This window comes from Dermabacter sp. (assembly GCF_032550575.1).
Taxonomy (GTDB): Bacteria; Actinomycetota; Actinomycetes; order Actinomycetales; family Dermabacteraceae; genus Dermabacter; species Dermabacter hominis.
Genome location: NZ_JAWFZC010000003.1, coordinates 111,724 through 134,921 on the forward strand (window position 1 = coordinate 111,724; position 23,198 = coordinate 134,921).

General features: G+C 64.2%; 19 protein-coding genes and 1 tRNA gene. 8 read left to right on the plus strand and 12 right to left on the minus strand.

From position 1 onward, the window contains the following. The first annotated feature begins 23 nt into the window (after positions 1 to 23). The 3 genes from E6X30_RS04805 to E6X30_RS04815 all read left to right on the plus strand — a co-directional run bounded on the left by E6X30_RS04805 (position 24) and on the right by E6X30_RS04815 (position 3,113). Positions 24 to 836 (plus strand): thioredoxin domain-containing protein, encoded by an 813-nt coding sequence (locus E6X30_RS04805; protein ID WP_316335804.1) that lies wholly within the window; start codon positions 24 to 26, stop codon positions 834 to 836. A 38-nt stretch (positions 837 to 874) separates the two neighbouring features. After that, a tRNA-Thr gene (locus tag E6X30_RS04810) sits at positions 875 to 950 on the plus strand. Between the two features lie 198 nt (positions 951 to 1,148). Then, positions 1,149 to 3,113 (plus strand): NAD(P)/FAD-dependent oxidoreductase, encoded by a 1,965-nt coding sequence (locus tag E6X30_RS04815; RefSeq protein WP_316335805.1) that lies wholly within the window; start codon positions 1,149 to 1,151, stop codon positions 3,111 to 3,113. Positions 3,114 to 3,328: 215 nt separating this feature from the next. On the opposite strand, the gene E6X30_RS04820 is transcribed toward E6X30_RS04815, so the two are convergent. Both E6X30_RS04820 and E6X30_RS04825 read right to left on the minus strand, forming a co-directional pair. Beyond that, a complete protein-coding gene (locus E6X30_RS04820; RefSeq protein WP_316335806.1) occupies positions 3,329 to 4,057 on the minus strand; it encodes a helix-turn-helix domain-containing protein in 729 nt (242 codons plus the stop codon). A gap of 249 nt (positions 4,058 to 4,306) precedes the next feature. Next, complete coding sequence (locus E6X30_RS04825) at positions 4,307 to 4,999, minus strand: uracil-DNA glycosylase (RefSeq protein WP_316335807.1); 693 nt, start codon at positions 4,997 to 4,999, stop codon at positions 4,307 to 4,309. Positions 5,000 to 5,036: 37 nt separating this feature from the next. Between E6X30_RS04825 and E6X30_RS04830 the strand changes: the two genes are divergently transcribed. The 3 genes from E6X30_RS04830 (at position 5,037) to groL (ending at position 7,993) form a co-directional block, all read left to right on the plus strand. Continuing rightward, positions 5,037 to 5,273, plus strand: a complete 237-nt coding sequence (locus E6X30_RS04830) for a DUF3263 domain-containing protein (protein ID WP_016663821.1) — start codon at positions 5,037 to 5,039, stop codon at positions 5,271 to 5,273. 118 nt (positions 5,274 to 5,391) lie between these two features. Continuing rightward, on the plus strand, positions 5,392 to 6,045 hold the full coding sequence (locus E6X30_RS04835) for a LytR C-terminal domain-containing protein (RefSeq protein WP_016663822.1): 654 nt from the start codon (positions 5,392 to 5,394) through the stop codon (positions 6,043 to 6,045). 313 nt (positions 6,046 to 6,358) lie between these two features. Beyond that, complete coding sequence (gene groL, locus E6X30_RS04840; RefSeq protein WP_016663823.1) at positions 6,359 to 7,993, plus strand: chaperonin GroEL; 1,635 nt, start codon at positions 6,359 to 6,361, stop codon at positions 7,991 to 7,993. Between the two features lie 69 nt (positions 7,994 to 8,062). On the opposite strand, the gene E6X30_RS04845 is transcribed toward groL, so the two are convergent. From E6X30_RS04845 to E6X30_RS04860, 4 genes are all read right to left on the minus strand, one after another. Beyond that, complete coding sequence (locus E6X30_RS04845) at positions 8,063 to 8,419, minus strand: hypothetical protein (RefSeq protein WP_016663824.1); 357 nt, start codon at positions 8,417 to 8,419, stop codon at positions 8,063 to 8,065. A gap of 4 nt (positions 8,420 to 8,423) precedes the next feature. Further along, positions 8,424 to 8,912, minus strand: a complete 489-nt coding sequence (locus E6X30_RS04850; RefSeq protein ID WP_051120620.1) for a GNAT family N-acetyltransferase — start codon at positions 8,910 to 8,912, stop codon at positions 8,424 to 8,426. A gap of 107 nt (positions 8,913 to 9,019) precedes the next feature. Then, the gene (locus E6X30_RS04855; protein ID WP_144245964.1) at positions 9,020 to 11,257 is read right to left on the minus strand and encodes a Rib/alpha-like domain-containing protein; all 2,238 of its coding nucleotides are present in this window, start codon (positions 11,255 to 11,257) and stop codon (positions 9,020 to 9,022) included. Between the two features lie 525 nt (positions 11,258 to 11,782). After that, positions 11,783 to 12,784 (minus strand): LLM class flavin-dependent oxidoreductase, encoded by a 1,002-nt coding sequence (locus tag E6X30_RS04860; RefSeq protein WP_016663827.1) that lies wholly within the window; start codon positions 12,782 to 12,784, stop codon positions 11,783 to 11,785. 124 nt (positions 12,785 to 12,908) lie between these two features. Between E6X30_RS04860 and E6X30_RS04865 the strand changes: the two genes are divergently transcribed. Beyond that, positions 12,909 to 13,751, plus strand: a complete 843-nt coding sequence (locus E6X30_RS04865) for an RNase H family protein (RefSeq protein ID WP_316335808.1) — start codon at positions 12,909 to 12,911, stop codon at positions 13,749 to 13,751. Here E6X30_RS04865 and E6X30_RS04870 read toward each other — a convergent pair. The 5 genes from E6X30_RS04870 to E6X30_RS04890 all read right to left on the minus strand — a co-directional run bounded on the left by E6X30_RS04870 (position 13,744) and on the right by E6X30_RS04890 (position 19,237). Beyond that, on the minus strand, positions 13,744 to 15,255 hold the full coding sequence (locus E6X30_RS04870) for a HAMP domain-containing sensor histidine kinase (RefSeq protein ID WP_101686645.1): 1,512 nt from the start codon (positions 15,253 to 15,255) through the stop codon (positions 13,744 to 13,746). The two genes, E6X30_RS04865 and E6X30_RS04870, sit on opposite strands and share 8 nt — an antisense overlap. A gap of 2 nt (positions 15,256 to 15,257) precedes the next feature. Further along, positions 15,258 to 15,977: a response regulator transcription factor gene (locus E6X30_RS04875; protein ID WP_016663830.1), complete on the minus strand. Its 720-nt coding sequence runs from the start codon at positions 15,975 to 15,977 to the stop codon at positions 15,258 to 15,260. A gap of 73 nt (positions 15,978 to 16,050) precedes the next feature. After that, positions 16,051 to 16,608, minus strand: a complete 558-nt coding sequence (locus E6X30_RS04880) for a lipopolysaccharide assembly LapA domain-containing protein (RefSeq protein WP_016663831.1) — start codon at positions 16,606 to 16,608, stop codon at positions 16,051 to 16,053. A gap of 114 nt (positions 16,609 to 16,722) precedes the next feature. Continuing rightward, entirely contained in the window at positions 16,723 to 18,396 is a 1,674-nt protein-coding gene (locus tag E6X30_RS04885) for a DNA repair helicase XPB (RefSeq protein WP_016663832.1), read from the minus strand. Then, the gene (locus E6X30_RS04890) at positions 18,389 to 19,237 is read right to left on the minus strand and encodes a hypothetical protein (RefSeq protein ID WP_016663833.1); all 849 of its coding nucleotides are present in this window, start codon (positions 19,235 to 19,237) and stop codon (positions 18,389 to 18,391) included. Before E6X30_RS04890 ends, E6X30_RS04885 begins: the two co-directional genes overlap by 8 nt. Positions 19,238 to 19,401: 164 nt before the next feature. On the opposite strand from E6X30_RS04890, the gene gndA reads away from it, so the two are divergent. Next, entirely contained in the window at positions 19,402 to 20,862 is a 1,461-nt protein-coding gene (gene gndA / locus E6X30_RS04895; protein ID WP_070435540.1) for an NADP-dependent phosphogluconate dehydrogenase, read from the plus strand. Positions 20,863 to 20,953: 91 nt separating this feature from the next. On the opposite strand, the gene E6X30_RS04900 is transcribed toward gndA, so the two are convergent. Then, positions 20,954 to 23,176, minus strand: a complete 2,223-nt coding sequence (locus E6X30_RS04900; RefSeq protein ID WP_316335809.1) for a helicase-associated domain-containing protein — start codon at positions 23,174 to 23,176, stop codon at positions 20,954 to 20,956. Positions 23,177 to 23,198: the final 22 nt, after the last annotated feature.

Below are 23,198 nucleotides of genomic sequence, written 5' to 3' on the forward strand. Positions count from 1 at the left end.
CATTCGACCCCTCCGGAGGATTAATGGCCGAGAAGCCGTCAGCGCAGGACGTGCGCGAAGCGCAGCGTATCGAGCTTCGCAAGCAGCGCGAAAAAGAGCTGAGCCGTCAAAAGCGTGTCCGCGTGGCGATCATCGCCGCCATCGTCGTCGTGGCACTCGCACTCGTCGCTGGACTCGGCTACCTGATCTATAAGGCGAACGCGCCTGAGCCTGAACTGCCGCTCAACCAGCCAGCTTCTATCAGCAAGGAAGAGCCCACTCTCGCCTTCAAGGCCGACGATACGAAACCCGTCGTCGACGTCGTGTTCGACTACATGTGCCCGTTCTGTGGCAACTTCGAACAGATCAACAGCGCCGACCTCCACGAGATGATCGAGAGCGGCGATGCGACCGTGAACTTCCACGTGCGCACCTTCCTCTCCAAGAAGATGTCCACAACGGAGTACTCCGCCCGCGCCGGCGGAGCCGCCGTGTGCACCTTCGAAGACTCGCCCGAGGTGTTCCTGAAGTTCCACGAACTCCTCTTCGCCAACCAACCGGCCGAGGGTGGCCCCGGCCTGAGCGACAGAGAGCTCGTCACGTACGCCAAACAGGCCGGAGCGAAGGACAGCACCCTCTCGTGCATCAAGGACCAAAAGTTCCGCCGCTACGCAGTGGACGTGCTCGAGCCCGTTGGCGCGAAGCTCTCGCCCGCAACTCCCGCCGTGTTCATCAACGGCAAAGAATGGGGGGCCGACGGCGCCTGGCAGCAGCCCGGTGCTCTGAAGGAAGCCGTGGCCGCCTCGGGCACGCCCGGTGCTAGCGACGCCGGTGGCGCAAGCGATTCGGGTAACTAAACTCGCGGCGCACGCTACACTAGTGCGAGCGCCGCAATGCTGAAGTAGCTCAGTTGGTAGAGCAGCTGTCTTGTAAACAGCAGGTCGTGGGTTCGAGCCCCATCTTCAGCTCCAAGGAAATCCCAGGTCGGGGCGACTTCGAGTCGTCAGGCCTGGGATTTTTTCGTGTGCTCTGGCCATAACGACTGTGAGTGCTGCCAGGACATATTCGGGAGCACGCGAAGCCCCCGAAGGTCCCCGCGCCTAAGAATTTAGGAGCGTAGTGTGGGTCACAAGCAAGTAGTGGTTCTCAACACACAGCGAAGGACTCCCATGACCGCCGCACCGCAGACCGTGCGCACACTTGCCACCCCATTCACCGTCAACACTGTCGAGATCCCCAACCGCCTCGTGATGACCCCGATGGGGAGTGACCTCGCGAACGCCGACGGCACCGTTGGCCCGCGCCTACTCAAGTACTGGCTCGAGCGCGCCGAAGGTGGCTGTGGCCTCCTCATCACCGAGATCACCCGCGTGAATGACGAGCACGGCGCCGGCACCCCGAAACAGCTCTCCGTGACCCGCGACGAGCTCGTGCCGCAGCTCGCCGAAGCCATCGAGGCCGTTCACGCGCGAGGCTCGAAGATTTTCCTCCAGCTCCAGCACCCCGGCAACCAGGGCCTTCCCCAGCTCAATAAGGGGCAGGTCACCGTCGGACCCTCCGCCGTGCGATCCGAGCTCACCAAGGCCCCCGTGCGCGCCCTTGAAAACGAGGAAGTGAAGAGCCTCGTGCAGGACTTCATCAACGGCGCGCGCCGCGCGAAGGAAGCCGGTGCTGACGGCGTGGAGATCCACGGCGCTCACGGTTACCTTATCGACGAGTTCCTCTCGCCTCGCACCAATAAGCGCGAGGACGAGTACGGCGGTTCGTTCGAGAATCGCTGCCGTTTCCTCGTGGAGATTCTCGATGGCGTGCGCGAGGTTGTGGGCCCCGACTTCCCGATCTCGGTGCGACTTTCGATTTCACAGTGCTATGACTTGATCGGCATGCCCGGTGTAGGTAACGAGGTTGCTGACGGCGTGCGGATCGCCAAGGTGTGCGAGGAGCACGGTGCCGACCTGATTTCGGTGTCGTCGGGCACGTACGAGACCGGCGTGACCGTCATCGAACCCGTGAACACGCCACGCAACTGGCGCGACCCGATGATTCGTGCCGTGCGCGACGCCGTGAAGATTCCGGTCATGGGTGTGTCGATTGTTCGTGAGCCGGAGCAGGCCGAAAAGATGCTCAACGATGGCCTCGTGGACCTCATCGCGATGGGCCGCTCGTGGCTTGCCGACCCGCAGTGGGGCATCAAGGCCATCGAAGGTCGTGACGCGGACATCACCCGCTGCATCGGCTGCATGTACTGCTTCGAGGCGCTCTTTTCGGGCGGGCATGTTGAATGCGCCGTCAACCCGCGCTGTGGGTTCGAATCGGAGTTCCCGCTCGAGCTCGAGCGCAACGCCGAAGGTCGCACGGCCCTCGTGATCGGTGGTGGCCCTGCGGGCTGCGAAGCTGCCGAAACACTCGCGAAGCGCGGCGCGAAAGTCACCCTCGTCGAGGCTATGGACCCCCTCGGCGGTCAGGTCGTGCCCGGCACCAACCCGCCCGGCAAGGATCCGATGGGCTGGCTGGTCGAGAACTACACCCACCGTCTCGAGAAGGCCGGCGTTGACGTGCGGCTGTCGACTCGTTTCGGGGTTGAGGACGTGCGCGCGTTCGGTGCCGACGCCGTGATCGTCGCGACTGGTGCAACCCCAATCGTGCCGAACATTCCCGGCATCGACGGCGACAATGTGGTGGATGCGATCGATGTTCTGGGAGGTACTCGCGAGGTCGCGGGCCGCGCGATTGTCGTGGGGTCCGGCATGACCGGCCTCGAAACCGCTGAGCTAATTGCGGCAAACGGTGGCGAGGTCGCCGTGTACGAGATGGCGCCGGAGCTCGGGGCTGGCGCGTTCCACATGAACCTCATCTCGGTCACCTCGAAGCTCAAGAAGGCCGGCGTCCCCATGAACACGGGGCACCGTCTCGTGGAGGTGACCGGCCCGGGCGCGGTGTTCGAGCCCGACGGCTCCCAGCTCACCGTCGATGCCGACACGGTCGTGCTCGCGATCGGTATGCGCAGCGAGAATGCGCTCGCCTCCGAGCTCGAGGCTGCGGGAATCGAGTTCCGTACCGCGGGTGACGTGTCGAAGGTGGCGAAGGTTGCTCAGGCGGTGGCTACGGGATACCGCGTGGGCCTCGAGGCCTGATTTACTGATTCTCGGGGTCTATTGCACTGGGCTCCGAGAGTCTCGCTCAACGATGGGGGCGCTGCTGAGGCGGCGCCCCCCTGTTTGCTGCACTTCGTGTGACCTGCGGAGCCGCCCTTTTTTTGCGTGATGACTTACGTGGGAACACGGGAGAAGGGAAGGCGGCAGGAGGATCAGCAGGGCAGGGGGCTAAGCAGGGAAGGGGAGGACAGGGCTCAGTCGCGGCTTGCCTTGAGTGCTGCCTTCACCGTCGCGCGCACAAAGTCGTTGAAGCCGGCCGCATCGATGAAGCCCTGGATCTCGAGGTGAGTCCACCCGTGGGCGCTCGCCCACACGGCGCGCAGGAGCGTTGTGGCATCGGAGGGGGAGGTGTCGACGGTGGCGCCGTACTTCGTGCGGCCTTCCGACATTGCCTGCGCGAGGTGCTTTGCGATGCTTTCGAACTCGTCGATATCGGTGCCGAGTGCGCGGAACGCCGTAAGCAGATGGTTGTCTCGACGCGAGAGGCCAAAACCGATGGGCTCTGAGGTGGCGTCGGAATCCTTGGCGACTGCTGCGCTCGCCGCTCCCGGTGCCCCATTGGCCTGCGCTGCCCGGTCGGGGACCTGGTCGGCCTGGTTGAAGATCACGTCAAACAGTTCGGGGTTGTTGACTGCCCAGTCGTGAAGGGTGGTTGCGAGTCCAACCAGGTAATCTTCCGGATCCTGTTCGCGCTTAACCTCGCTGAGGTGCTTCGCGAGATCGCTGGCGGAGCTGACAACGACAGAGTTGAGGAGCTGCTTCTTTCCGCCAAAGAGTGAGTAGATGGCGGTAGTTGAGGTGTTGCAGGCCGCGGAGATGTCGCGGAGGGAGACCGCTGCGGGGCCGCCTTTGGCGAGCGCCTTCGACGCTTCTGCGATGAGCTCGAGGCGCAGCTCTTCGTCGTGATGGCGGGGGGTGTTCATTCCCGTGGACTCCAATCAGGTGTGCCATGTGGCTGGTCCGGTATGTAACGACTTCGTAACTATAGGCCTTGAATCTACGAATGCAAGTGGGACGTTTTGGGCCTTTACGCGCGTTTAGTTCGGCCACTATAGGCCTTGGACCTGGGATTTTGCCAAAACTTTAATGGTTGGTGCAGTTTCAGTGGTTTTGTGTCGCAGCTTGGGTGGGGGAGATCACGTACTTTCGGTGGGTGCGCAAGAGCGGGCAGCTCAAGGCGTGTTCCAGTCAACGGCCTGCGCGCCGCTTTCGGCGAGGAGTGCGTTCGCGCGCGAGAACGGTTTCGACCCAAAAAACCCTCGGCGCGCCGACAGTGGCGACGGGTGCGCCGACTCGATTGTGCTGACGCCACCCTCGACGAGCATAGGGGCGAGCGAGCGCGCGTCTCTCCCCCAAAGGATCGCGACGAGTGGTCCGCCACGCTCGATGAGGGCCTCGATAGCGCGCATCGTGATCTGCTCCCATCCCTTCCCGCGATGCGACGCGGGCGCCCCGGGGGCTACCGTGAGCGCCCTGTTGAGGAGCATGACGCCCTGGTCTTGCCACGCTGAGAGGTCGCCGTGCGCACTCGGCGGGATTCCTAGATCGCTCTCGCGTTCGAGGTAGATGTTGTGGAGCGAGCGGGGCAGTGGGCGCACGTCGCGCTCGACCGCGAAGCTCAGGCCGATCGGGTGGCCCGGTGTCGGGTAGGGGTCCTGGCCGACGATCAGGACGCGCACGTCCGCAAGCGGGGTTTCGAACGCGCGAAAAATGCGCTCGCCCGACGGGAGGTAGCGTCGGCCAGCGGCGAGCTCAGCGCGCAGGAAGGCGCCCATCTGGCGGATGTTCGGTTCGACGCCCGCGAGGGCTTCGGCCCAGTCGGCGGCCATAATGTCGGTCAGGGGAGGCAGCGCGGTCTCGTTCATGCCCCCCAGGGTACGGGGCGTGCCTAGACTTGAATCCATGACCGATGAGCCACTGGCCGATGAACCGCAGCTGAGCGAAACCGATCGCGTGATCCTCGATCTCGAGGCACGCGTGTACCGCAGCGCCGGTGCGAAGGAGCGCGACATCCTGCGGCTTACGGGTCTGACGCCGTCGGGGTATCACGCGCGGCTCGTGCGGCTCATGCGGGAACCCGCGGCGGTGCGGTATGCGCCAAGTGTGGTCCGACGGTTGCGTGAGCGCACGCGTTCCTAGACGTGCGCGTCGCGCCGTCGTTGTCGCCGTGGGGGGGCAGCACTATGGGGGCTTGTTGCCTCGGCGCGCCGCGTGCCCAATCGCCATTTAGGCCCGCGCCAACCGATAGCATGACCTCGTGGCAGATCAGAGCACATACCCGTACGAACCGGACCAGTTTGACCGCGAGGCCGATCAGGTGGGCGCCCACGGCGCGCACCGTGCTGAGGAGCCGTTTTTCAAGCGGAATCTTTCGACGATCATCGTGATCGTCGCGGCGCTGCTTGCGCTCGCACTCGTTCTGTGGGCCGTGTCGGGTCTGGGCAAGGGGAGCGAGGGTGCTCCCGCTCCAGCGGAGTCATCGACGTCGGCCCCGGCGGATTCCGGTGATGGAAAGCCTGCCGCGAGCGACAATGGTGGCGAGGGTGATAACGGTGGCGAGGGCGCTACCGAAGAGCCTTCCGAGGAAGCAGCCCCTGAAGTCAATCGCGAAGCTCCGGTTCTCGTGCTCAATGGCAAGCGGAAGCAGGGCATGGCTGGCCGTTGGCAGAAGGCTCTCGAAGAGCAGGGCTGGACCAAGGTCGATACCGATACGGGCAAACGCGCCAAGAACGCCGGCGTCTACTACAAGAACGACGAGGACAAGGCGACCGCCGAGGCCCTCGCGAAGTACGTCGGTGTCGAGGCTGAAAAGTCCGATAAGTACAGGGCGAACATCACGGTCGTCATCGTTGAGGAGCCGGGTGATCTCGCCGAGATCGACGGTGCGGAGCAGGGCGGCGACGGCGAGTAAAGACTGCCGCAGGGCGTCGATAACTTCCGCGACGCGCGCCTCGAGGGGCGCGGCGGGGGTGTGCCGTCACGCTCCCAGAGAAATTCTCAGCGAGCGTTAGCACTCTTCGCCTCAGAGTGCTTATGATGGGTTAGCACTCGCTTGGCGTGAGTGACAACGGATCTCCGGCAACCGTCGGACCCACCACACACGCCGCCGCGAGCTTTCCAGTGAGGTGAGAGCCCCACCGACCCAGACGTGAAGGGGAGGGCAAGGCTCGTCCGTCGCGGGCACCTGGCTGGAGCACACTCACACACTTTGGGAGTTACCACTCATGGCAAAGCTCATCGCATTTGACGAAGAAGCACGCCGCGGCCTCGAGCGGGGCATGAACCAGCTCGCTGACGCCGTGAAGGTGACCCTTGGGCCGAAGGGGCGCAACGTCGTCCTCGAAAAGTCCTGGGGCGCACCGACCATCACGAACGATGGCGTGTCGATCGCTAAGGAAATCGAACTCGAGGATCCGTACGAAAAGATCGGTGCGGAACTCGTCAAGGAAGTCGCGAAGAAGACGGACGACGTTGCCGGTGATGGCACGACGACCGCTACGGTTCTCGCGCAGGCCCTCGTGAAGGAAGGCCTTCGCAACGTTGCCGCGGGCGCAAACCCGATCGCTCTCAAGCGCGGCATCGACAAGGCCGTTGCCGCCGTGAGCGAGAAGCTCATTGCGCAGGCCGTCGAGATTGAGTCGAAGGAGCAGATCGCGAACACCGCCGCGATCTCGGCCGCTGACCCGGCAATCGGCGAGCTTATCGCCGAGGCTCTCGACAAGGTCGGCAAGGAAGGCGTTATCACGGTCGAGGAGTCGAACACGACCGGCCTCGAGCTCGAGCTCACCGAAGGCATGCGTTTCGACAAGGGCTTCATTTCGCCGTACTTCGTGACCGATCCGGAGCGCCAGGAAGCCGTTCTTGAAGACCCGTACATCCTGCTCACCTCGTCGAAGGTGTCGCAGCTCAAGGACCTCCTGCCGCTTCTCGACAAGGTCATCCAGGCAAACAAGCCGCTCGTGATCATCGCCGAGGACGTCGACGGTGAGGCGCTTCCCGCGCTCGTCGTCAACAAGCTCCGCGGCGTGTTCAAGTCGGTTGCTGTGAAGGCTCCCGGCTTCGGCGATCGCCGCAAGGCCATGCTCCAGGACATGGCGATCCTCACCGGTGGCACCGTGATCTCGGAAGAGGTTGGCCTGTCGCTCGAGACCGCCGACCTCAACGTCCTCGGCCGTGCCCGCAAGGTGGTTGTCACGAAGGATGAGACGACCATCGTCGAGGGCGCGGGCGACGGCGACCAGATCGCCGGCCGCGTGAAGCAGATCCGCGCCGAGATCGAGGTTTCGGATTCGGATTACGACCGCGAGAAGCTCCAGGAGCGCCTCGCGAAGCTCGCCGGTGGCGTGGCCGTCATCAAGGCGGGTGCCGCAACCGAGGTCGAGCTCAACGAGCGCAAGCACCGCATCGAAGATGCCGTGCGCAACGCGAAGGCTGCCGTTGAGGAGGGCATCGTCGCCGGCGGTGGCGTTGCCCTGATCCAGGCGGGCAAGGACGCGTTCGCGTCGCTTTCGCTCGAGGGCGATGAGGCGACCGGCGCATCGATCGTGCAGGTCGCGATCGAAGCGCCGCTCAAGCAGATCGCTTCGAACGCCGGTCTTGAGGGTGGCGTCGTCGCATCGAAGGTCAAGCAGCTTCCGGTTGGCGAGGGCCTGAACGCCGCAACGGGCGAGTACCAGAACCTCATTGAGGCTGGCGTGCTCGACCCGGTGAAGGTGACGCGCTCCGCTCTTCAGAACGCTGGGTCGATCGCGGGCCTGTTCCTCACCACCGAGGCTGTCGTTGCTGACAAGCCGGAGCCGGTGAAGGCTCCTGCCGGCGGCGAGATGGATGCCATGGGAGGCATGGGCGGCATGATGTGATCGCCCGCTAATGAGAAGGAACCCTCGCACTTTCGAGTGCGAGGGTTCCTTTATGTCGTGGTGGGGGCGCTAGTCTTCCTGCTCCTCTTCGCCGGGGACGCGCACGAAGAAGTGCGAGGAAACGGCGAGCAGTTCGCGCATGAGCTCATACTGGCCGCCGTGCATGTCCCAGATCTCGTCTTCGCCGGCAGCTTCGGGACGCTCGTAGATCGATTCGGTTGTGGTGACATCAGCGAGCCAGCCGTTGTCGTAGTACTCCATGAGGGGCTTCATGGCCTCGTTGTACGCCTTGATGGCTTCGAGTCCTTCGACGGCCTTCTCGTATGCTTCGCGGGACTTCACGAGGTTTTCTTGAGCCACGGTCAGGCGTTCGAGGGCTGCTTTTTGTTCGGCGGTGTGCTCTTCGGGAGCGGCGTTATTGTTCATGGCCTTAGTGTGGCACGAGCTCCTTGACGTAGCACTGGGAAACACCATCGTCTTTGTAGGGGGCGAAGAGCTGGGGGAGGCGTTGCCATCCCGTTTTCGTGTAGAGGCTGATCGCGTCCTGCTGGAGGCTGCCGGTGTGGAGGTAGAGCGCGGTTGCGCCGCAGGTCGAGGCTTCCTCTTCGATGTGCTCCATGAGCTGGGTAGCGATGCCTTGGCCTCGGTATTTCTTTCCGACGATGAGTCGTTTTACTTCGAAGCGGTCGGCAAGAGCACGAAGCATAACCGTGCCAACGGCACTGTCGCCTTTGAGTGCGAGGAGCGTGGTGAGAATGGTGGTTGGGTCGAGGGTTTCGTCGCTGCGGCCCTGGTATTCGGGGTGGGCGGCGTAGTAGGCGCGGTAGCGAGGCTCGAGTTCGGCGTCTTTTTCGGCGTGCAGGGCACTGACCCGGGGGTCGCTGTGACTCACGCGAATGATGCGCACTTCTTCGCTCATGTCTCGATGTTAACGGGGTGTGGCGTTAACGGGGTGTGGCCCCCACTCCCGAAGAAGTGGGGGCCACACCGTGTGTTCAACTATTGAACGGTGCGTGAGGCATTAGCTCACTGCTCGCTCTTGCGGCGGCGGGTCACGAGGGCCGCGCCACCTGCGATCAGCGAGGCAGCAGCAGCGAGGAGACCGCCGGTCTCAGCACCGGTGCGCGGGAGGGCGTGCTTGCCACCCTTAGCCGGAACCTTCTTGATCGGCTTGGTCATGCCGTTGTCACCAGGCTGGCCGGGCTTGCCGGGCTCACCGGGCTTGCCGGGTTCGCCAGGCTCGCCGGGTTCACCGGGTTCGCCAGGCTTGCCGGGTTCACCGGGTTCACCGGGTTCGCCAGGCTTGCCGGGTTCACCAGGCTCGCCGGGCTTGCCGGGTTCACCGGGTTCACCGGGCTTGCCGGGCTCATCAACCGGGGTGTCGGTGACATTGATCGTCGCGACTACAACTTCGGTCGAGCCGTCGGGGTAGGTCACGAGAACTTCGTAGACGTTCTCGACAGCTGCGTAGGTCGCCTCAACGGTGATCTCACCGGTGTTTTCGTCGATCTTGACGCCGTTAATCTCACCGTCCTTGAGAGCGAACGTGGTGCCCTCGGGCATGTCGCGCTCTTCGCCGGTCTCCTCATCGGTGAACTTCGGAGCTGCGATAGTGCCAACCTTGCCGCGCTCAACCTCGGCAGGTGCATACACCGGCTGGTAGAGCTTAGCTTGTGGGGTTTCGACAACGTTGACCGTTGCAACAACGACCTCGGTCGTGCCGTCGGGGTAGGTCACGAGAACTTCGTAGACGTTCTTGGCGGGGGCGGCGTAGGTGGCGTGGACGGTGATGGCGCCGGTTTCGGCGTCGATCTCCACACCTTCGATGTCGCCGTCCTTGAGAGCGAACGTGGTGCCTTCGGGCATGTCGCGCTCTTCGCCGGTCTCCTCGTCGGTGAAGGCAGGAGCGGCAACGTAAGTGGTTTCGCCCTGCTCAACGGTGACCTCGGTGTAGGCCGGCTGGTAGGTCTTTGCCTGCGGGGTCTCGGTGACGTTGACGGTTGCGGCGACTGTGTCGGTGGAGCCGTCGGGGTAGGTCACGAGGACTTCGTAGACGTTCTTGGCGGGGGCGGCGTAGGTGGCGTGGACGGTGATGGCGCCGGTTTCGGCGTCGATCTCCACACCTCCGATGTCGCCGGCCTGGAGGGCGAACGTGGTGCCTTCAGGCATGTCGCGCTCTTCGCCGGTCTCCTCGTCGGTGAAGGCAGGAGCGGCAACGTAAGCGGTCTCGCCCTCGGTGACGGTCACCTCTGCGTACACAGGCTGACACATGTCCTTCGCTTTGAGACCAGCAGCGATCTCGTCGGCGATCCTCTGCGCTTCCTCAGCCGCGGCCTGGAGCTTGGCGGCTTCTGCAGCGGCGGCTTCGGCGGCGGCTTTAGCCTCGTCGGCTACGGCCTGGGCCTGGTCGGCTGCGGCTTTTGCCTCGTCGGCCTCGTTCTGTGCCTGCTTAGCGGCGGCGGCGTCTTCGTCGGCCTGGGTCTGCAGCTTATCGGCTTCGGCCTGTGCGTTCTCGGCGTCGGTCTTTGCCTGGTCAGCCTTGTTACGTGCCTCGGTGGCATCGTTCTGTGCTTGCTCTGCGTCTTTGGCGTCGGTGTCGGCCAGCGCCTGCGCCTTATCGGCTTTCTTCTGTGCCTCCGCAAGCGCGGCGTTAGCCGCTGCCTCATCAGGGGTTCCCACCGCGAGGGCGGCGTCGCTCTTCGCTTGCTCGAGGGCTTGGGCTGCTTCGGTGGCGCGCTCTTGGGACTGCTGATCAAGGTTGGCGGCGTCGTCGGCTGCGGCCTGCTTAGTCTCAGCGGCGGTCTGAAGCTTGTCAGCTTCTGCGGCCGCTGCTTTGGCAGCGTCGGCTGCCTCGGCTGCGGTGGCCTGTGCCTGGTCGGCTTCGGCTTGTGCCTGGTCGGCGGCGTCCTGGAGCTTCTTGGCGTCGGCTGCGGCGGCGTCGGCTGCGGCAGCAGCTTCGTCTGCGGTGGCCTGTGCCTGATCAGCAGCGGCCTTCGCCCGGTCAGCGGCAGCCTGAGCCTCTTCCGCGGTGGGCTGGCCCGTGGTCATGCCACCTTCGGTAGCGCATGCGTTCGTAGCGGCGAGGGCGGAAGTGCCAACAACGCCGGAGGTGCCTAGGACGGCGCCGACGGCGAGGGCTGCGGCACCGCGGCGCCACATGGGGGTAACTGAGGAATCCGCGCGGTGGCTGTTCCGCTTGCGGAAAGCATCGAAGACCATGAGTTCTCCAACTTTCGTCGTTTGAGGAGCAAACAGATTCGCCACACAACACCGTTGCGGACGTCCAAAAATGACGCTAACCGGTTTTAAATCGTTTGTGAAGTGCGCAATTTCTCGGGAAATGAGGGGTGCTCCTGGGGGTGAGTATGCTGGTGCGGCAGGTTCACGTGACACCGTGATGGTCGGAGGGGTGTTCGGGATGTGACGATAGCTGTCTCCACCAGAAGCGGCGCTATAGCAAATGTTACGACAATGTTACGGGTTAGTGGGTGGTGGTGTGGGGCTTGGTCGTGACGCTGTCATGCAAAGGTGCAGATCGCAGCGTCGCAGAACGCCTATCATTACTGTGATGAAAGGTCGGCAAGAATGTGGTGCGGGCTATTGGGGGCAGGAATGGAAAAGTCGAAAACTCATAAAAGAAAGACGTATATTTGCTTAATGTTAACCATTCTAAAAGTTACTTTAGGGCACTACCCGGCTAGTGGGCGCGCCACGCCATCACCGCCGGTCGACGTTGGTAACAAAATCGTTATCTGAGAAAGGGTGACGGGAGGGACGTAAGTCCGCCCCTTAGCCAAGCCACGCCTGCGCAAGCAGGCGCTGGCTCTCATACCGCGCTGCGGGGTCGTGGAAGTAGTTCGACACGATGAACTCATCGGCGTGGGTCTCCTCCGCGAGACGCGAAAGCTCCGCTTCAACCTTCGCGGGAGAGCCCACCGCGCGCACCGCGAGTGCTCCGTTCACGCGCTCGAGCACGGGTGCCGGCAGCAGAGCCGAAATCTCGGCGGGCGGCTGAATGAGCTGACGCTTGCCTGTCCCAAGCGCCGCAAAGGCCTGTTGGAGAGTCGAGAACTGTCGCTCGGCTTCCTGGTCCGTTGCCGCAACGTAAACGTTGACGCCTACCATCACGTGGGGCTCATCGATTTGCGCGGTAGGTGCTTCGGCATTGAACTCGCGGCGATACAGCGCGATTGCTTCTTTGTACTGGAACGGCGCGAAGTGGCTCGCGACCGCAAACGGCAATCCGAGCCGTGCCGCGAGGCCAGCGCCGGCAAGCGAACTGCCCAGCACCCACATCGGTACATTCGTCCCCTGCGCCACGTAAGCTCCGATCCGGTAGCGCGAGAGTGTGTCATCGCTCGCCCACGCCTGCATATCAGCAACGGCCCGCGCAAAATCCTCCGGTTCGGCGCTCGTGCGGCCAAGGAGTTGCGCCGTGAGCGGATCGGTACCTGGAGCGCGGCCAAGGCCCAGATCGATTCGATCTCCGTGGAATTGGGTAAGGGTGCCGAATTGCTCGATGACCTGAAGAGGCGCGTGGTTGGGCAGCATAATGCCGCCGGAGCCCACCCGAATCCGCGACGTGCGGGACGCCGCGCGGTCAATGAGGAGAGACGTCGCGTTCGAGGCGAGATTCAGGGTGTTGTGGTGCTCGGCAAACCAATACCGCTTATACCCCTGCTCGTCGGCGAGCTCGACTGCCTTCATCGACGCTTCGATCGCTTCCGCGAAGGACTGCCCCTCGCTCACGCCTACAAGGTCAAGAATTGCCAGGTCGGGACGCTTAGACATAAGAAACCTCCACATACGTGCGCACGATGGATGCGCGGAACCGTCGGACTCTCACCAAACGTCCCGCACATGCGTCTCTATTCCGTGCGCGCCCTGCCGCTGGTGTCTGTGAAAAAATATGTCCATGACGATTACCGCAGCAGCAGATGGCTCCGCACTCGGCAATCCGGGCCCCACCGGCTGGGCCTGGTACGTGAGCGAAGACTGTTGGAGCGCCGGCGGAAGTGCCCACGGCACGAACAATATTGGCGAGCTCACCGCCGTGCGTGAGCTGCTCAGCCAGACCCGCGAGGCCGGCCTCGCGGGCGAAGACCTCGTGATCCTGTGTGACTCGCAGTACGTCATCAACTCCGTCACGACATGGATGCCCGGGTGGAAGAAGAAGGGCTGGAAGAAAAAAGACGGTAAGCCCGTGCTGAACGTCGAGCTGATGCAGGCGATCGACCAAGAGATGCAGGGGCGCAGCGTCCGCTTTGAATGGGTCAAGGGCCATGCGGGCAACGAGATGAACGAGGCCGCCGACGAGCGCGCCCGTGCCGCCGCGACCGCCTACCAAAAGGGCACGGCGCCGAACGAGGGGCCTGGCTTCACGGGCGCCACCAGCAGGGCAGGTGCGGGTCAGGGGGCTGCCCGGCCCGGCGCAGGGGAGGAGATTCCGACGCCTGCCAGCCTCGAGCGTTCCCTGTGGCTCGACAGTGCCTCACCGCTTGCGAGCCTCGGCGAGGATCCCCATCTCATCGATACACGCGCGCGCGCAATGAACGCCGAGGAGTGGGCGAAGGGCGTCGAGGCGCTGCGTGGCCGAGGCGTGAGCGTGAGCGGCGATGTCACCGCGCGCGAAATAGGCCCCCACCTCCACCTCGTTGACACCGTGCTCGAGGCCGCAGGTAGGAAGTTCCGTATCGTGACGGTGCGGGGCGGTAACGAGTTGCGCATCCTCCATCAGCAGTGGAGCGCACTCAGCTGAGCGTGGCTCCCGGCAGCTCCACGCGGAACGTCGCCCCGCCACCATCGGTCTGATGAATCGAGATCGTGCCGTTGTGATGCTGCATGATCGTCGCCGCGATCGAGAGGCCAAGGCCCGCGCCGCCGCCCTGCGTCTGCTGGCGCTGGCGCGACTCGTCGGTGCGGAAGAACCGCTCAAAAACCCTTTCGCGAATATCGGCGGGGATGCCCTCTCCGTGATCGCGCACCTCGATAATGGCCTTCCCCTGGCGGTCCGTGCCGAGCGCCACCTCGACCGGTGACCCCTTCGGCGTGTGCCTGTTCGCGTTACCCACGAGGTTCACGATGACCTGTCGAAGCGCGGCCTCGTCGCCGAGCACACCGAGCGGCGGCACATCCTCGGGCGCGAGCACAGCCCCCGCGAGATCCACGATCGCAACCTCGCGCGTGGGATCAAGTGCCCGCAAGTCCTGCACGACATCCTTCACGATTCCCGACGCGTCGAGCGGCACAAGGTCGAAGGAGCGCTGCTCGTCGAGCCGCGCGAGCCTCAAGAGCGATTCGACGAGGGAACCCATGCGTTTGGCTTCGTCCTCGATGCGCCGCATCGCTTGTGCGACATCCTCTTCGTTCGGCATCGCCCCCATGCGATACAGCTCGCCGTTGCCGCGAATCGCGGCGAGTGGCGTGCGAAGTTCGTGTGAGGCATCCGCGACGAAACGGCGCATGCGCGACTGGCTCGCGAGCGCCTCAGCTTGCGATTCAGCCTGCGCTTGAAAACCCTTCTCTAGGCGGATCAGCATCTCGTTGAGGGCGACGCTCAGTGAATGCACCTCTTGCGAGGAGTAACTCACGGGAATGCGGGTGCCGAGCGTGCCCGCCGCGACATTCTTCGCGGCCTTCTCGACATCGCGCAACGGCTCGAGCGCATAGTGGAGCACGTACCCGCCGAGCCCCACTCCAACGAGCACGACCATCGTGCCCACGAGCACGATGATGAGCGCCATCTCGTTCATCGTCTTGTCGACGCTGCGAAGCGGAAGCGCCACGAAAACCGAGGGGCCATCCGGATCATTCGACGCGATCGCGCGCACTCGCCACGAATCGCGGTCGCCCGCGACGAGGGTGAAGGGCTTGCCCTGCAAGGAAATGACTTCCTCGCGAGTGAGCGAAGGAAACTCGAGAGACAGGTCGCCGTCGGAATCCTGCACCACTCGCTGCAGAACCTCACCGGACTGATCCTGCCACTCGACCACGTAGTCCACGGGCGTGTACTGCGCATTCGGCGAGCCCATCGTGATGAGCGAAATGTTGCGCCGAGGATTCGCGATGACGCTAGGGCTCACCGCCGCCGCGAGGTCAGCATCCACCCCTTCGATAAGCGTGCGCTTGAGCAGAAACAGCGAAAGCGCGCCCGTCACGATCGTTCCCGAAACGAGAACGAGCGCGATGAGCGCGACAATTCGAGTCCACAGAGAGACTGGGCGTTGGGCCCGGGAGGCGCGGGCCTTCGGGGTTTGAGCCAAGGTCAGCGCGGATCGGCAGGACGCAGCACGTAGCCGATGCCCCTCTTCGTGTGGATCATGGGCTCACCAACGACGTCGATCTTGCGACGCAGATACGAAATGTAGCTCTCGACGATGCCCACCTCGCCAGACCAGTCGTAATCCCACACGTGATCGAGGATCTGCGTTTTCGACACGACGCGGCCCGCATTGAGCATGAGGTAGCGCAGCAGCTTGAATTCGGTCGGGGAGAGGTCGATCGGCGAATCGGCACGCGTAACCTCGTGGGAGTCCTCGTCAAGGCGAAGGTCGCCCACGACGAGCGCGCTTTCGCTCGGCTCGGCCACGCCAACGTGGGTGCGGCGCAACACCGCGCGAATGCGAGCCACAACCTCCTCGAGGCTGAATGGCTTCGTCACGTAGTCATCGCCGCCAACCGTGAGGCCAGCGACCTTATCCTTCGTTTCGTCACGCGCAGTGAGGAAGAGGATCGGGTAGTGATGGCCCTTGTCGCGCAGGCGGCGCGTCACCGTGAAACCGTCGATGTCCGGAAGCATGACGTCCAGAACGATCAGATCGGGTTCGTTCTCGGTCGCCAGCTTGATGGCTTCGGCACCGTTGGAGGCCGCAAATACCTCGAAGCCCGCGAAGCGAAGGCTCGTGGCAAGAAGATCGCGAATGTTCGGTTCATCGTCGACTACGAGAAGGCGTGCCTCGTAGTCCTGCTCCTGCTCCGTGTTCATGGGTCAATGGTGTAACCCGAAGGTGAATTTTTGCTGAATATTCCCTGTGACTTCGGGCGGGTGTGGCGAACCGCTACTTCTGGTTGCGGCGGAGCTTGTGAAGCTCCCAGCGCATCTGAATCATCCGCACCGACCCCGCGAGCGCCATGATGAGCGCCCCCGCGATGGCCGCGAGCAGCATCGCCACGCCGAGCGGAAGGTTGAAGTGCCACGTGAAGTACTCGAACTCGGTGGAGACGTTGTTCTGAATCACGAAGACCAGGAGGAGGATCAGCAAAATCGCGCCGACGATGAGCGCGGCCCACACGACAGCCATGCGCGACTTCGGGGCGGGCTGAGTCCCGTGCGCCTCGGCCTGCTGTTCTTGGGTAGCGGTTGACATCGGCTGCTGATGCGCCTGCCGGGTGGGGCGAGCGGCCGGTTCAACCTTTGCGCTGCGGGTGCTCGGGGTAGTGCGAGGTTCCGACGCCTGCCCGGCTCCATCGAGGCTGGAAGTCTTGGGTGTTGCCTGCGACGAGGGCGCAGCGCCCGCGTTATTCACGCCCGCACCCGCGGGGTTCACGCGCGTGACGCCCTCGGTCGTGCTATCGCGAAAAGAGTCGGAGAAACCGTCGTATTCCTTGGAGTTCATACGTGAAGCCTACCCGCTTCGAGCAAATATTCGGTGACAGGCAACTGACGGAAGAGCGCCGGATCGTGGGCGTGCAAGCGTCGGATCCTCCTCAAGCCGAAAACCGGGCGGCGGCTAGACGCTCCCGCCTCTGAGCTCTCGCGCGTCAAGGATCGTGTAGCCGTAGCCCTGCTCCGCGAGGAACCTTTGCCGGTTCTGCGCAAAATCCTGGTCCTGCGTGTCGCGCGTCACGACCGTATAAAAATGCGCCGCGCGCCCATCCCGCTTCGGCCGCACGATCCGGCCGAGCCGCTGCGCCTCCTCTTGACGCGAGCCGAAAGCGCCGCTCACCTGGATGAGCACGCTCGCCTCTGGAAGATCGAGCGAGAAGTTCGCGACCTTCGAGACGACGAGAAGGTCGATCTCGCCTTCGCGGAACTGCGTAAAAAGCGATTCGCGCTCCTTGAGAGGAGTGTCGCCCGTGACGACTGGAGCTGCCAGGCGTTCGGCAAGCTCGTCGAGCTGGTCGAGATACTGACCGATCACGAGCGTGCCCTCACCTCGGTGTCGCGCAACGAGCTGCTCGACGACGGGGACTTTCTCGGGGCTCGTTGCCGCGAGTCTCTGCCGATCCCTCGGCTCCGCCGAGACGTACACCTTGCGCTCGAAGCTCGACATCGTGACGCGCACCTCCGTCATCTCCGCCGGGGCGATCCAGCCCTGCGCCTCGATGAGCTTCCACGGCGCGTCGTAACGCTTGGGGCCGATGAGCGAGAACACCTCGCCCTCGCGGCCATCCTCGCGTACGAGCGTCGCCGTGAGGCCGAGCCGTCGCCGGGCCTGGAGGTCGGCGGTCATACGAAACACGGGGGCCGGAAGTAGATGAACCTCGTCGTAAATGATGAGGCCCCAATCGCGGGCGCTCACGAGTTCGAGATGGGGATGAATACCGCGGCGCTTTGACGTGAGCACCTGGTACGTCGCAATCGTGACCGGGCGGATCTCCTTCTTGGCGCCGCTGTACTCGCCGATTTCGCCCTCCGTGAGTGACGTGCGCTCGAGAAGCTCGCGGCGCCATTGCCGGGCGGAAACCGTGTTCGTCACGAGCACGAGGCACGTGCGCTCGAGCGCCGCCATCGCGCCCGCTCCTACGGTAGTCTTGCCCGATCCGCACGGGAGCACGACAACGCCGCTGCCACCCTTCGTGAAGTGCTCAACCGCCTCGCGCTGATATGGGCGAAGCTGCCATGTGCTCGGGGAATCCGTGAGTGCAATCGGGTGGCTCTCGCCGTCCACGAAACCCGCGAGATCCTCGACGGGCCACCCCAGTTTGAGGAGCTGCTGCTTGAGCGCGCCGCGCTCACTGGGGTGAGCAGTCACCGTCGTGTCATCGATGCGTTCCCCCACGAGCGGCGCGATGCGCTTTGAGCGCAGAACTTCCGTCAGGATCGTCTGATCCTTCGCGAGGAGCACGAGGCCGTGCGCGGGAGAGTTGTGGAGGCTCAGAACGCCGTAGCGCTCCATCGTGTCGGCGACGTCCACGAGCAGCGCGTTGGGAACGGCAAAACGCGAATGCGTGAGGAGGGCATCGACGACCCATTCCGCATCGAAACCCGCAGCCTTCGCATTCCACAACCCCAGGTTCGTGAGCCGATACGTGTGGACGTGCTCGGGCGATTTCTCGAGCTCAGCGAATGGCGCGATCGACGCGCGTGCTTCTTCTGCCGCCGGGTGGGCAACCTCGAGAAGGATCGATTTATCGGATTGGACGATGAGAGCGCCTGTGCCCGCACTCCCCGCCCTAGACAACGGGGGCCGGGCGCTTGCCCTCGATGCGGTTGATCATCGACATGGAGAAGAGCGACATGAAGGGTAGCACCGCGGGAATAAGAAGCATGCCAATTCCCGTGATGGTGACGACGAAAGCGAGAGCAGAGGTCACGAGCCAGGTGAGGATCACGTGCGCGGGCTTCGCGAGGGCCTTGTTCGCTGCGTCTTTGAAGGCGCTGATCGGTCCCGCGTCGCGCCCCGCTGAGAGATGCGGCGCGAGCGAGAAGAAGAACATGCAGGCCAGCGGGCCTATGAGGGGAATGATGATCGAGATGAACGAGAGGATGACGTAAAGAATGTAGGTGAAGAAGGTCTTCCAGTGGAAGAGCCCATTGCCGATGGTGGGGGTTTGCCCTCGCGCCACGAGGCCAGCCGACCTCGCAGCGCCGCTCATCCACGCGGCGAGCGGAAGCTGGATGAGGATCATGATGGCGTACATGACGAGGATGAAAATGATGATAGCCAGGGCGTCCGTACCGTTACTTTCGCTCGATTCGAAAGCGTTGGCCATGGCCGCGATCGAAGCGAAGTAGCCAACGAAAAACACCGCAAGGATGAAGAGGTAGATGGCTCCCCAAATCACACCGGGAACGACAAGTGCGACCCAGTTCTTTGTGAAGGCCTGCCACGCCCACGAGAACGACTTCGAGATGTCGTTGCCGACGTCGGTGCCGGGGGCGGGGCCATCGTACGCGCCGCCCGGGGCGTATCCCACATTCGGCTGCTGCCCCTGAGGTGAGTACTGGGGTTGTTGGTACTGCTGCTGGTTCGTTGATGGGTTACTGAACGTCCCAGGAGATGGGGTGTACGGATCCGTCATGCTCTTGTTCCTCTGGTCGGCTTATGGCACCCCGATGCTAAGACCGGGACCGTCGGCCCCCATTATTGCGTATCGGGGCTGTACACAGCACAGGCTTTTAGACTGTTCGTGAACGAGCGCCACCTTGCGCCACAGTCCCATAACACCGAAGGAGCCGCACGAGCATGGCCAACTTTGATCCCGCCCCCCATTCTGTCGCCGACATCGGCGTGACCGGCATGGCGGTCATGGGCTCGAACCTCGCCCGTAACCTTGCCCGCAACGGATTCAAAGTGGCGATTCACAACCGTTCCGTGGAAAAGACCGAGCGTGTGATTGCTGAGCACGGTCAGGACGGCGAGTTCGTGCCCGCGGAAACCATGGACGAATTCGTCGCCTCGCTTCAGAGGCCCCGCGTCGCGATCATCATGGTCAAGGCTGGCAAAGCTACCGATGCCGTGATCGAAGAACTCGCGAGTCGCATGGACGAGGGCGACATCATCGTGGACTGCGGCAACGCGCTGTTCAGCGATACCCTCCGCCGCGAGCAGGAGCTTCGGGCACGCGGCCTCCATTTCGTGGGGGCGGGCGTATCCGGCGGCGAAGAAGGCGCCCTCAACGGCCCCTCGATTATGCCCGGCGGGTCGAAGGCAAGCTACGACCGTCTCGGCCCCATGTTCGAAAAGATCTCCGCCCATGTGGACGGCGTCCCGTGCTGCACCCACGTTGGTGAGAACGGCGCCGGCCACTTCGTGAAGATGGTCCACAACGGCATCGAATACGCCGACATGCAGGTCATCGCCGAAGCTTACGATCTCATGAGCAAGGCGCTCGGCATGAATGCCCCCGCGATCGGCAAGGTTTTCGAGAAGTGGAACGAGGGCAACCTCAACTCGTTCCTCATCGAGATCACTGCGGCCGTCCTCACCCACACCGACAACGTGACTGGCAAGCCGTTCGTCGACATCATCCTCGACCAGGCCGGCCAGAAGGGCACCGGCGCATGGACGTCGAAGACGGCCCTCGACCTCGGCATCCCCGTCACCGGTATCGCCGAAGCGACCTTCGCACGCTCGACCTCGGGCGGCACGGAGCAGCGAGAGGCCGGACGCGCCGTCCTCAAGGGCGAGACGCAGACGATCAAGATCGACGACGCCGAGCAGTTCATCAGCGACCTTCAGCAGGCGCTGTATGCCGCGAAACTCGTGAGCTACTCCCAGGGCTTCGACGAGATCAAGGCCGGCGCCAAGGAATACGAATGGGACATCAAGCTCGGTGACATGGCGCGCATCTGGCGCGGCGGCTGCATCATCCGCGCGGGCTTCCTCAACCGCATCACTGAGGCTTACGAGCGCAACCCCGAGCTTCCGTTGCTCCTTGCCGATGAGTACTTCACTGCCGAGATTACGAAGTGCATCCCCGCGTGGCGTCGCATCGTCGCGTTTGCGGCAGCCGTCGGAATTCCGGCGCCCGTGTTTTCCTCGACCCTTGCGTACTACGACGCGGTGCGGGCCGAGCGTCTCCCCGCGGCCCTCGTGCAGGCGCAGCGCGACTACTTCGGCGCGCACACCTACCGGCGCGTGGATGCCGAGGGCACGTACCACGTGGAGTGGACGGGCGACCGCACGGAGACCCGCCAGGACTGACTCTTTCCCCTGAATTGCATAGGGGTTGCGGGGGTTTCGTTGCGGCGAATAACCCCCACAACCCCTATGCAATTCACGAAGTAGGGAAGGGTTAGGGCAGGAGCACCCGGTGAATTAGCACCGTGAACTCCTCGCCCGATTCCACATCTCGCGCACGCAGCCTCCCGCCCTCGAGCGCGAGCGGCTCAACCCGCAGCACGCGCGTGCCGCCGCGGCCGTCAACAATGCCGATCTGCACCTCGCGCTCCTCGGCAATCGCCGCGAGTAAACGCTGAGGAACGCTCACCTCCTCCAGGCGCCCCGAATCGGCAGCGCGAATGCGCGCGACAGCCTCGGAAGGGTCGACATCGAGGACCTGCTCGCGACCGTCGGCCTCCAGCTCAAGCCCCACGGGCCCACCGCGCACCGAACCGAGTGTGCGCTCATCCACAGCCGGGCCACGACCGCCTGCGGCAAGAGGTGCGAGGCCAGCGGCTCGCGCCGACCCCATCACGAAACCGGGATCCCCACTCGAGATCACGACGGTCGGGGCGAGCCGCTTGAGGCCAAGCCGGAGCGCCTCGCTCGAATCCATGAGTCGATCCAGGTGTTCCTCCTCGCCCGTGATGAACGAGGTCGCGGGGCCGACGGTGACCTGGCCACGCTTGCGTGCCTCATCCCGCACGAGGTAGGCGAGCACATCGGGAACACCCGTGAGCGAAAGTTCCGCGAGCTCTTCCATGAGGGCATCGGCGGAGCCGCCAGCGCTCAGTGCCCGCGCGATCGACTCGCTGGTCACGCGCGCCACAACCCCGGCGCCGCGCGAGATGATTTCGGTCCATTCGAGTACCGCCGCAACCCGCGCAGAGGGCAGGCCGGGCACGGTCACGGTGAGATCCGCGTCGAGCAAGATGTGGTCGACGGGTTCGGGAAGCTTCTCGTCGAGCGCAGCTTCGAGAACGTCGAGTGCCGCCACTTCCTCGAGCGAGAGCGATTCGAGGGCCGCGGGAGCGAGCACGCTTGGAACGCCGTCCACGATGAGCCCGAATGCCTCGGCCTCGCGCGTGAACGCGTACGCCTCCTCGATCAGGGCTGCGCGCTGCACCGTGGGGAACGCCCACGCAAGCGATTCCGCGAGACTCGCCGCGCTCGCTTCCCGCTCGGGGTAGTCCGCGAGGTGGCGCAGCATGTGGCGCCGGCGCACTTTCACGCCTTTTCTTCCGACGCTTGCCGAGAGCGCAGCGCGCGGAGTTTCGCCGGTGCGAGGCTCCCCTTGGGTGAGGCCGTCGAGGCTGACTTCTCCGAAGCGCGTTCCGGCGAGCGCGCCGAGGTAGTTGGAGCGCACGTACGCCGAGCAGAGGTCGGCCCAGCGGCGTGCGGGGGAAGCGTCGGAAAATTCCCCGTACTCGCGCGTGACCTGCCAGGTTTCGCCGTCGTTGCCGATGAGCCCGCCGACCCATGCGGCGTGGATGACGCTCGTCCACGTCTCGTGGCTCGTGCCTGCGGCGGCGGCGAGGCGGCGCGCGTCGCGCAGGGGAATTCCGCCGCGTTTGAGTACTGACGGTGGATCCGCGTGCCACGTGCTGATCGTGTGCGCGATGCGGCTCGCCTCGAGTGCCGCCTCGATGGCCTGTGCGTCGCGAGCGCCCTCGAAGCGCTCGGGTGCGGCTTCGGGACCCGGGGTGGGGGCGTGGGCGAAAGTGCGGTGGACGATGCCGTCGCGAAGGGCGAGATGGACGGTGCGTGGGATGAGCAGGCGAGGGCCGTCGGCTCCATTGACTTTCGTGATGAGGCGTGCCGATGAGAGCTGCTTCGCGAGTGACGAGGTCGGCGAACCCGTGAGACGCGCCGGGGCGAAGGCGAGCGAGTAGGCGACTTCGTGAAGCGAATCAGGGAGATCCTCGATGATCGTGCGGGCCTCATCTGGCGACGGGTCGCTCGAGAGGCGAGGGGCGAGGCCAGCAGGGTGGGGGAGGGCCTCGGCGAGGGCGCGCACGGGAACAAGCGAGCGCCCGCTCTCATCCGTAAACACGAGGCCGAGCGTCGCGAGCCGGTACACGTGCGGCGCGATCTGCTCGGTCGAGGTGCTCACAGCACGCGCGAGCTGTTCCGGGCTCACGGGCCCCGCGTAGGCGGCGAAGACCTCGGCGAGTTGTAGCTCGGGCAGAACGAGACTGCCCAGTGCCCTGTGGACGCTGCTGGGCTGTGTGGCGCGCGCGGCGAGCGGGGCGATGCCAAGCGGGATGGGAGAGGTGAGATCGCGGCGCGCGTTTAACAGTTCGATGAGTCGTGCGTCATCGAACTCTCTCAAGGCGTCGGCAAGAGTGCGGGCCATGCCTTCAGCCTATCCCCTAGGA

Bases quoted from the DNA above. Each gene is read 5' to 3' on its own strand.
- E6X30_RS04805 (WP_316335804.1), top strand. From the start codon at position 24: ATGGCCGAGAAGCCGTCAGCGCAGGACGTGCGCGAAGCGCAGCGTATC.
- E6X30_RS04815 (WP_316335805.1), top strand. From the start codon at position 1,149: ATGACCGCCGCACCGCAGACCGTGCGCACACTTGCCACCCCATTCACC.
- E6X30_RS04820 (WP_316335806.1), bottom strand. From the start codon at position 4,057: ATGAACACCCCCCGCCATCACGACGAAGAGCTGCGCCTCGAGCTCATC.
- E6X30_RS04825 (WP_316335807.1), bottom strand. From the start codon at position 4,999: ATGAACGAGACCGCGCTGCCTCCCCTGACCGACATTATGGCCGCCGAC.
- E6X30_RS04830 (WP_016663821.1), top strand. From the start codon at position 5,037: ATGACCGATGAGCCACTGGCCGATGAACCGCAGCTGAGCGAAACCGAT.
- groL (WP_016663823.1), top strand. From the start codon at position 6,359: ATGGCAAAGCTCATCGCATTTGACGAAGAAGCACGCCGCGGCCTCGAG.
- E6X30_RS04845 (WP_016663824.1), bottom strand. From the start codon at position 8,419: ATGAACAATAACGCCGCTCCCGAAGAGCACACCGCCGAACAAAAAGCA.
- E6X30_RS04850 (WP_051120620.1), bottom strand. From the start codon at position 8,912: ATGAGCGAAGAAGTGCGCATCATTCGCGTGAGTCACAGCGACCCCCGG.
- E6X30_RS04860 (WP_016663827.1), bottom strand. From the start codon at position 12,784: ATGTCTAAGCGTCCCGACCTGGCAATTCTTGACCTTGTAGGCGTGAGC.
- E6X30_RS04865 (WP_316335808.1), top strand. From the start codon at position 12,909: ATGACGATTACCGCAGCAGCAGATGGCTCCGCACTCGGCAATCCGGGC.
- E6X30_RS04875 (WP_016663830.1), bottom strand. From the start codon at position 15,977: ATGAACACGGAGCAGGAGCAGGACTACGAGGCACGCCTTCTCGTAGTC.
- E6X30_RS04880 (WP_016663831.1), bottom strand. From the start codon at position 16,608: ATGAACTCCAAGGAATACGACGGTTTCTCCGACTCTTTTCGCGATAGC.
- E6X30_RS04890 (WP_016663833.1), bottom strand. From the start codon at position 19,237: ATGACGGATCCGTACACCCCATCTCCTGGGACGTTCAGTAACCCATCA.
- gndA (WP_070435540.1), top strand. From the start codon at position 19,402: ATGGCCAACTTTGATCCCGCCCCCCATTCTGTCGCCGACATCGGCGTG.
- E6X30_RS04900 (WP_316335809.1), bottom strand. From the start codon at position 23,176: ATGGCCCGCACTCTTGCCGACGCCTTGAGAGAGTTCGATGACGCACGA.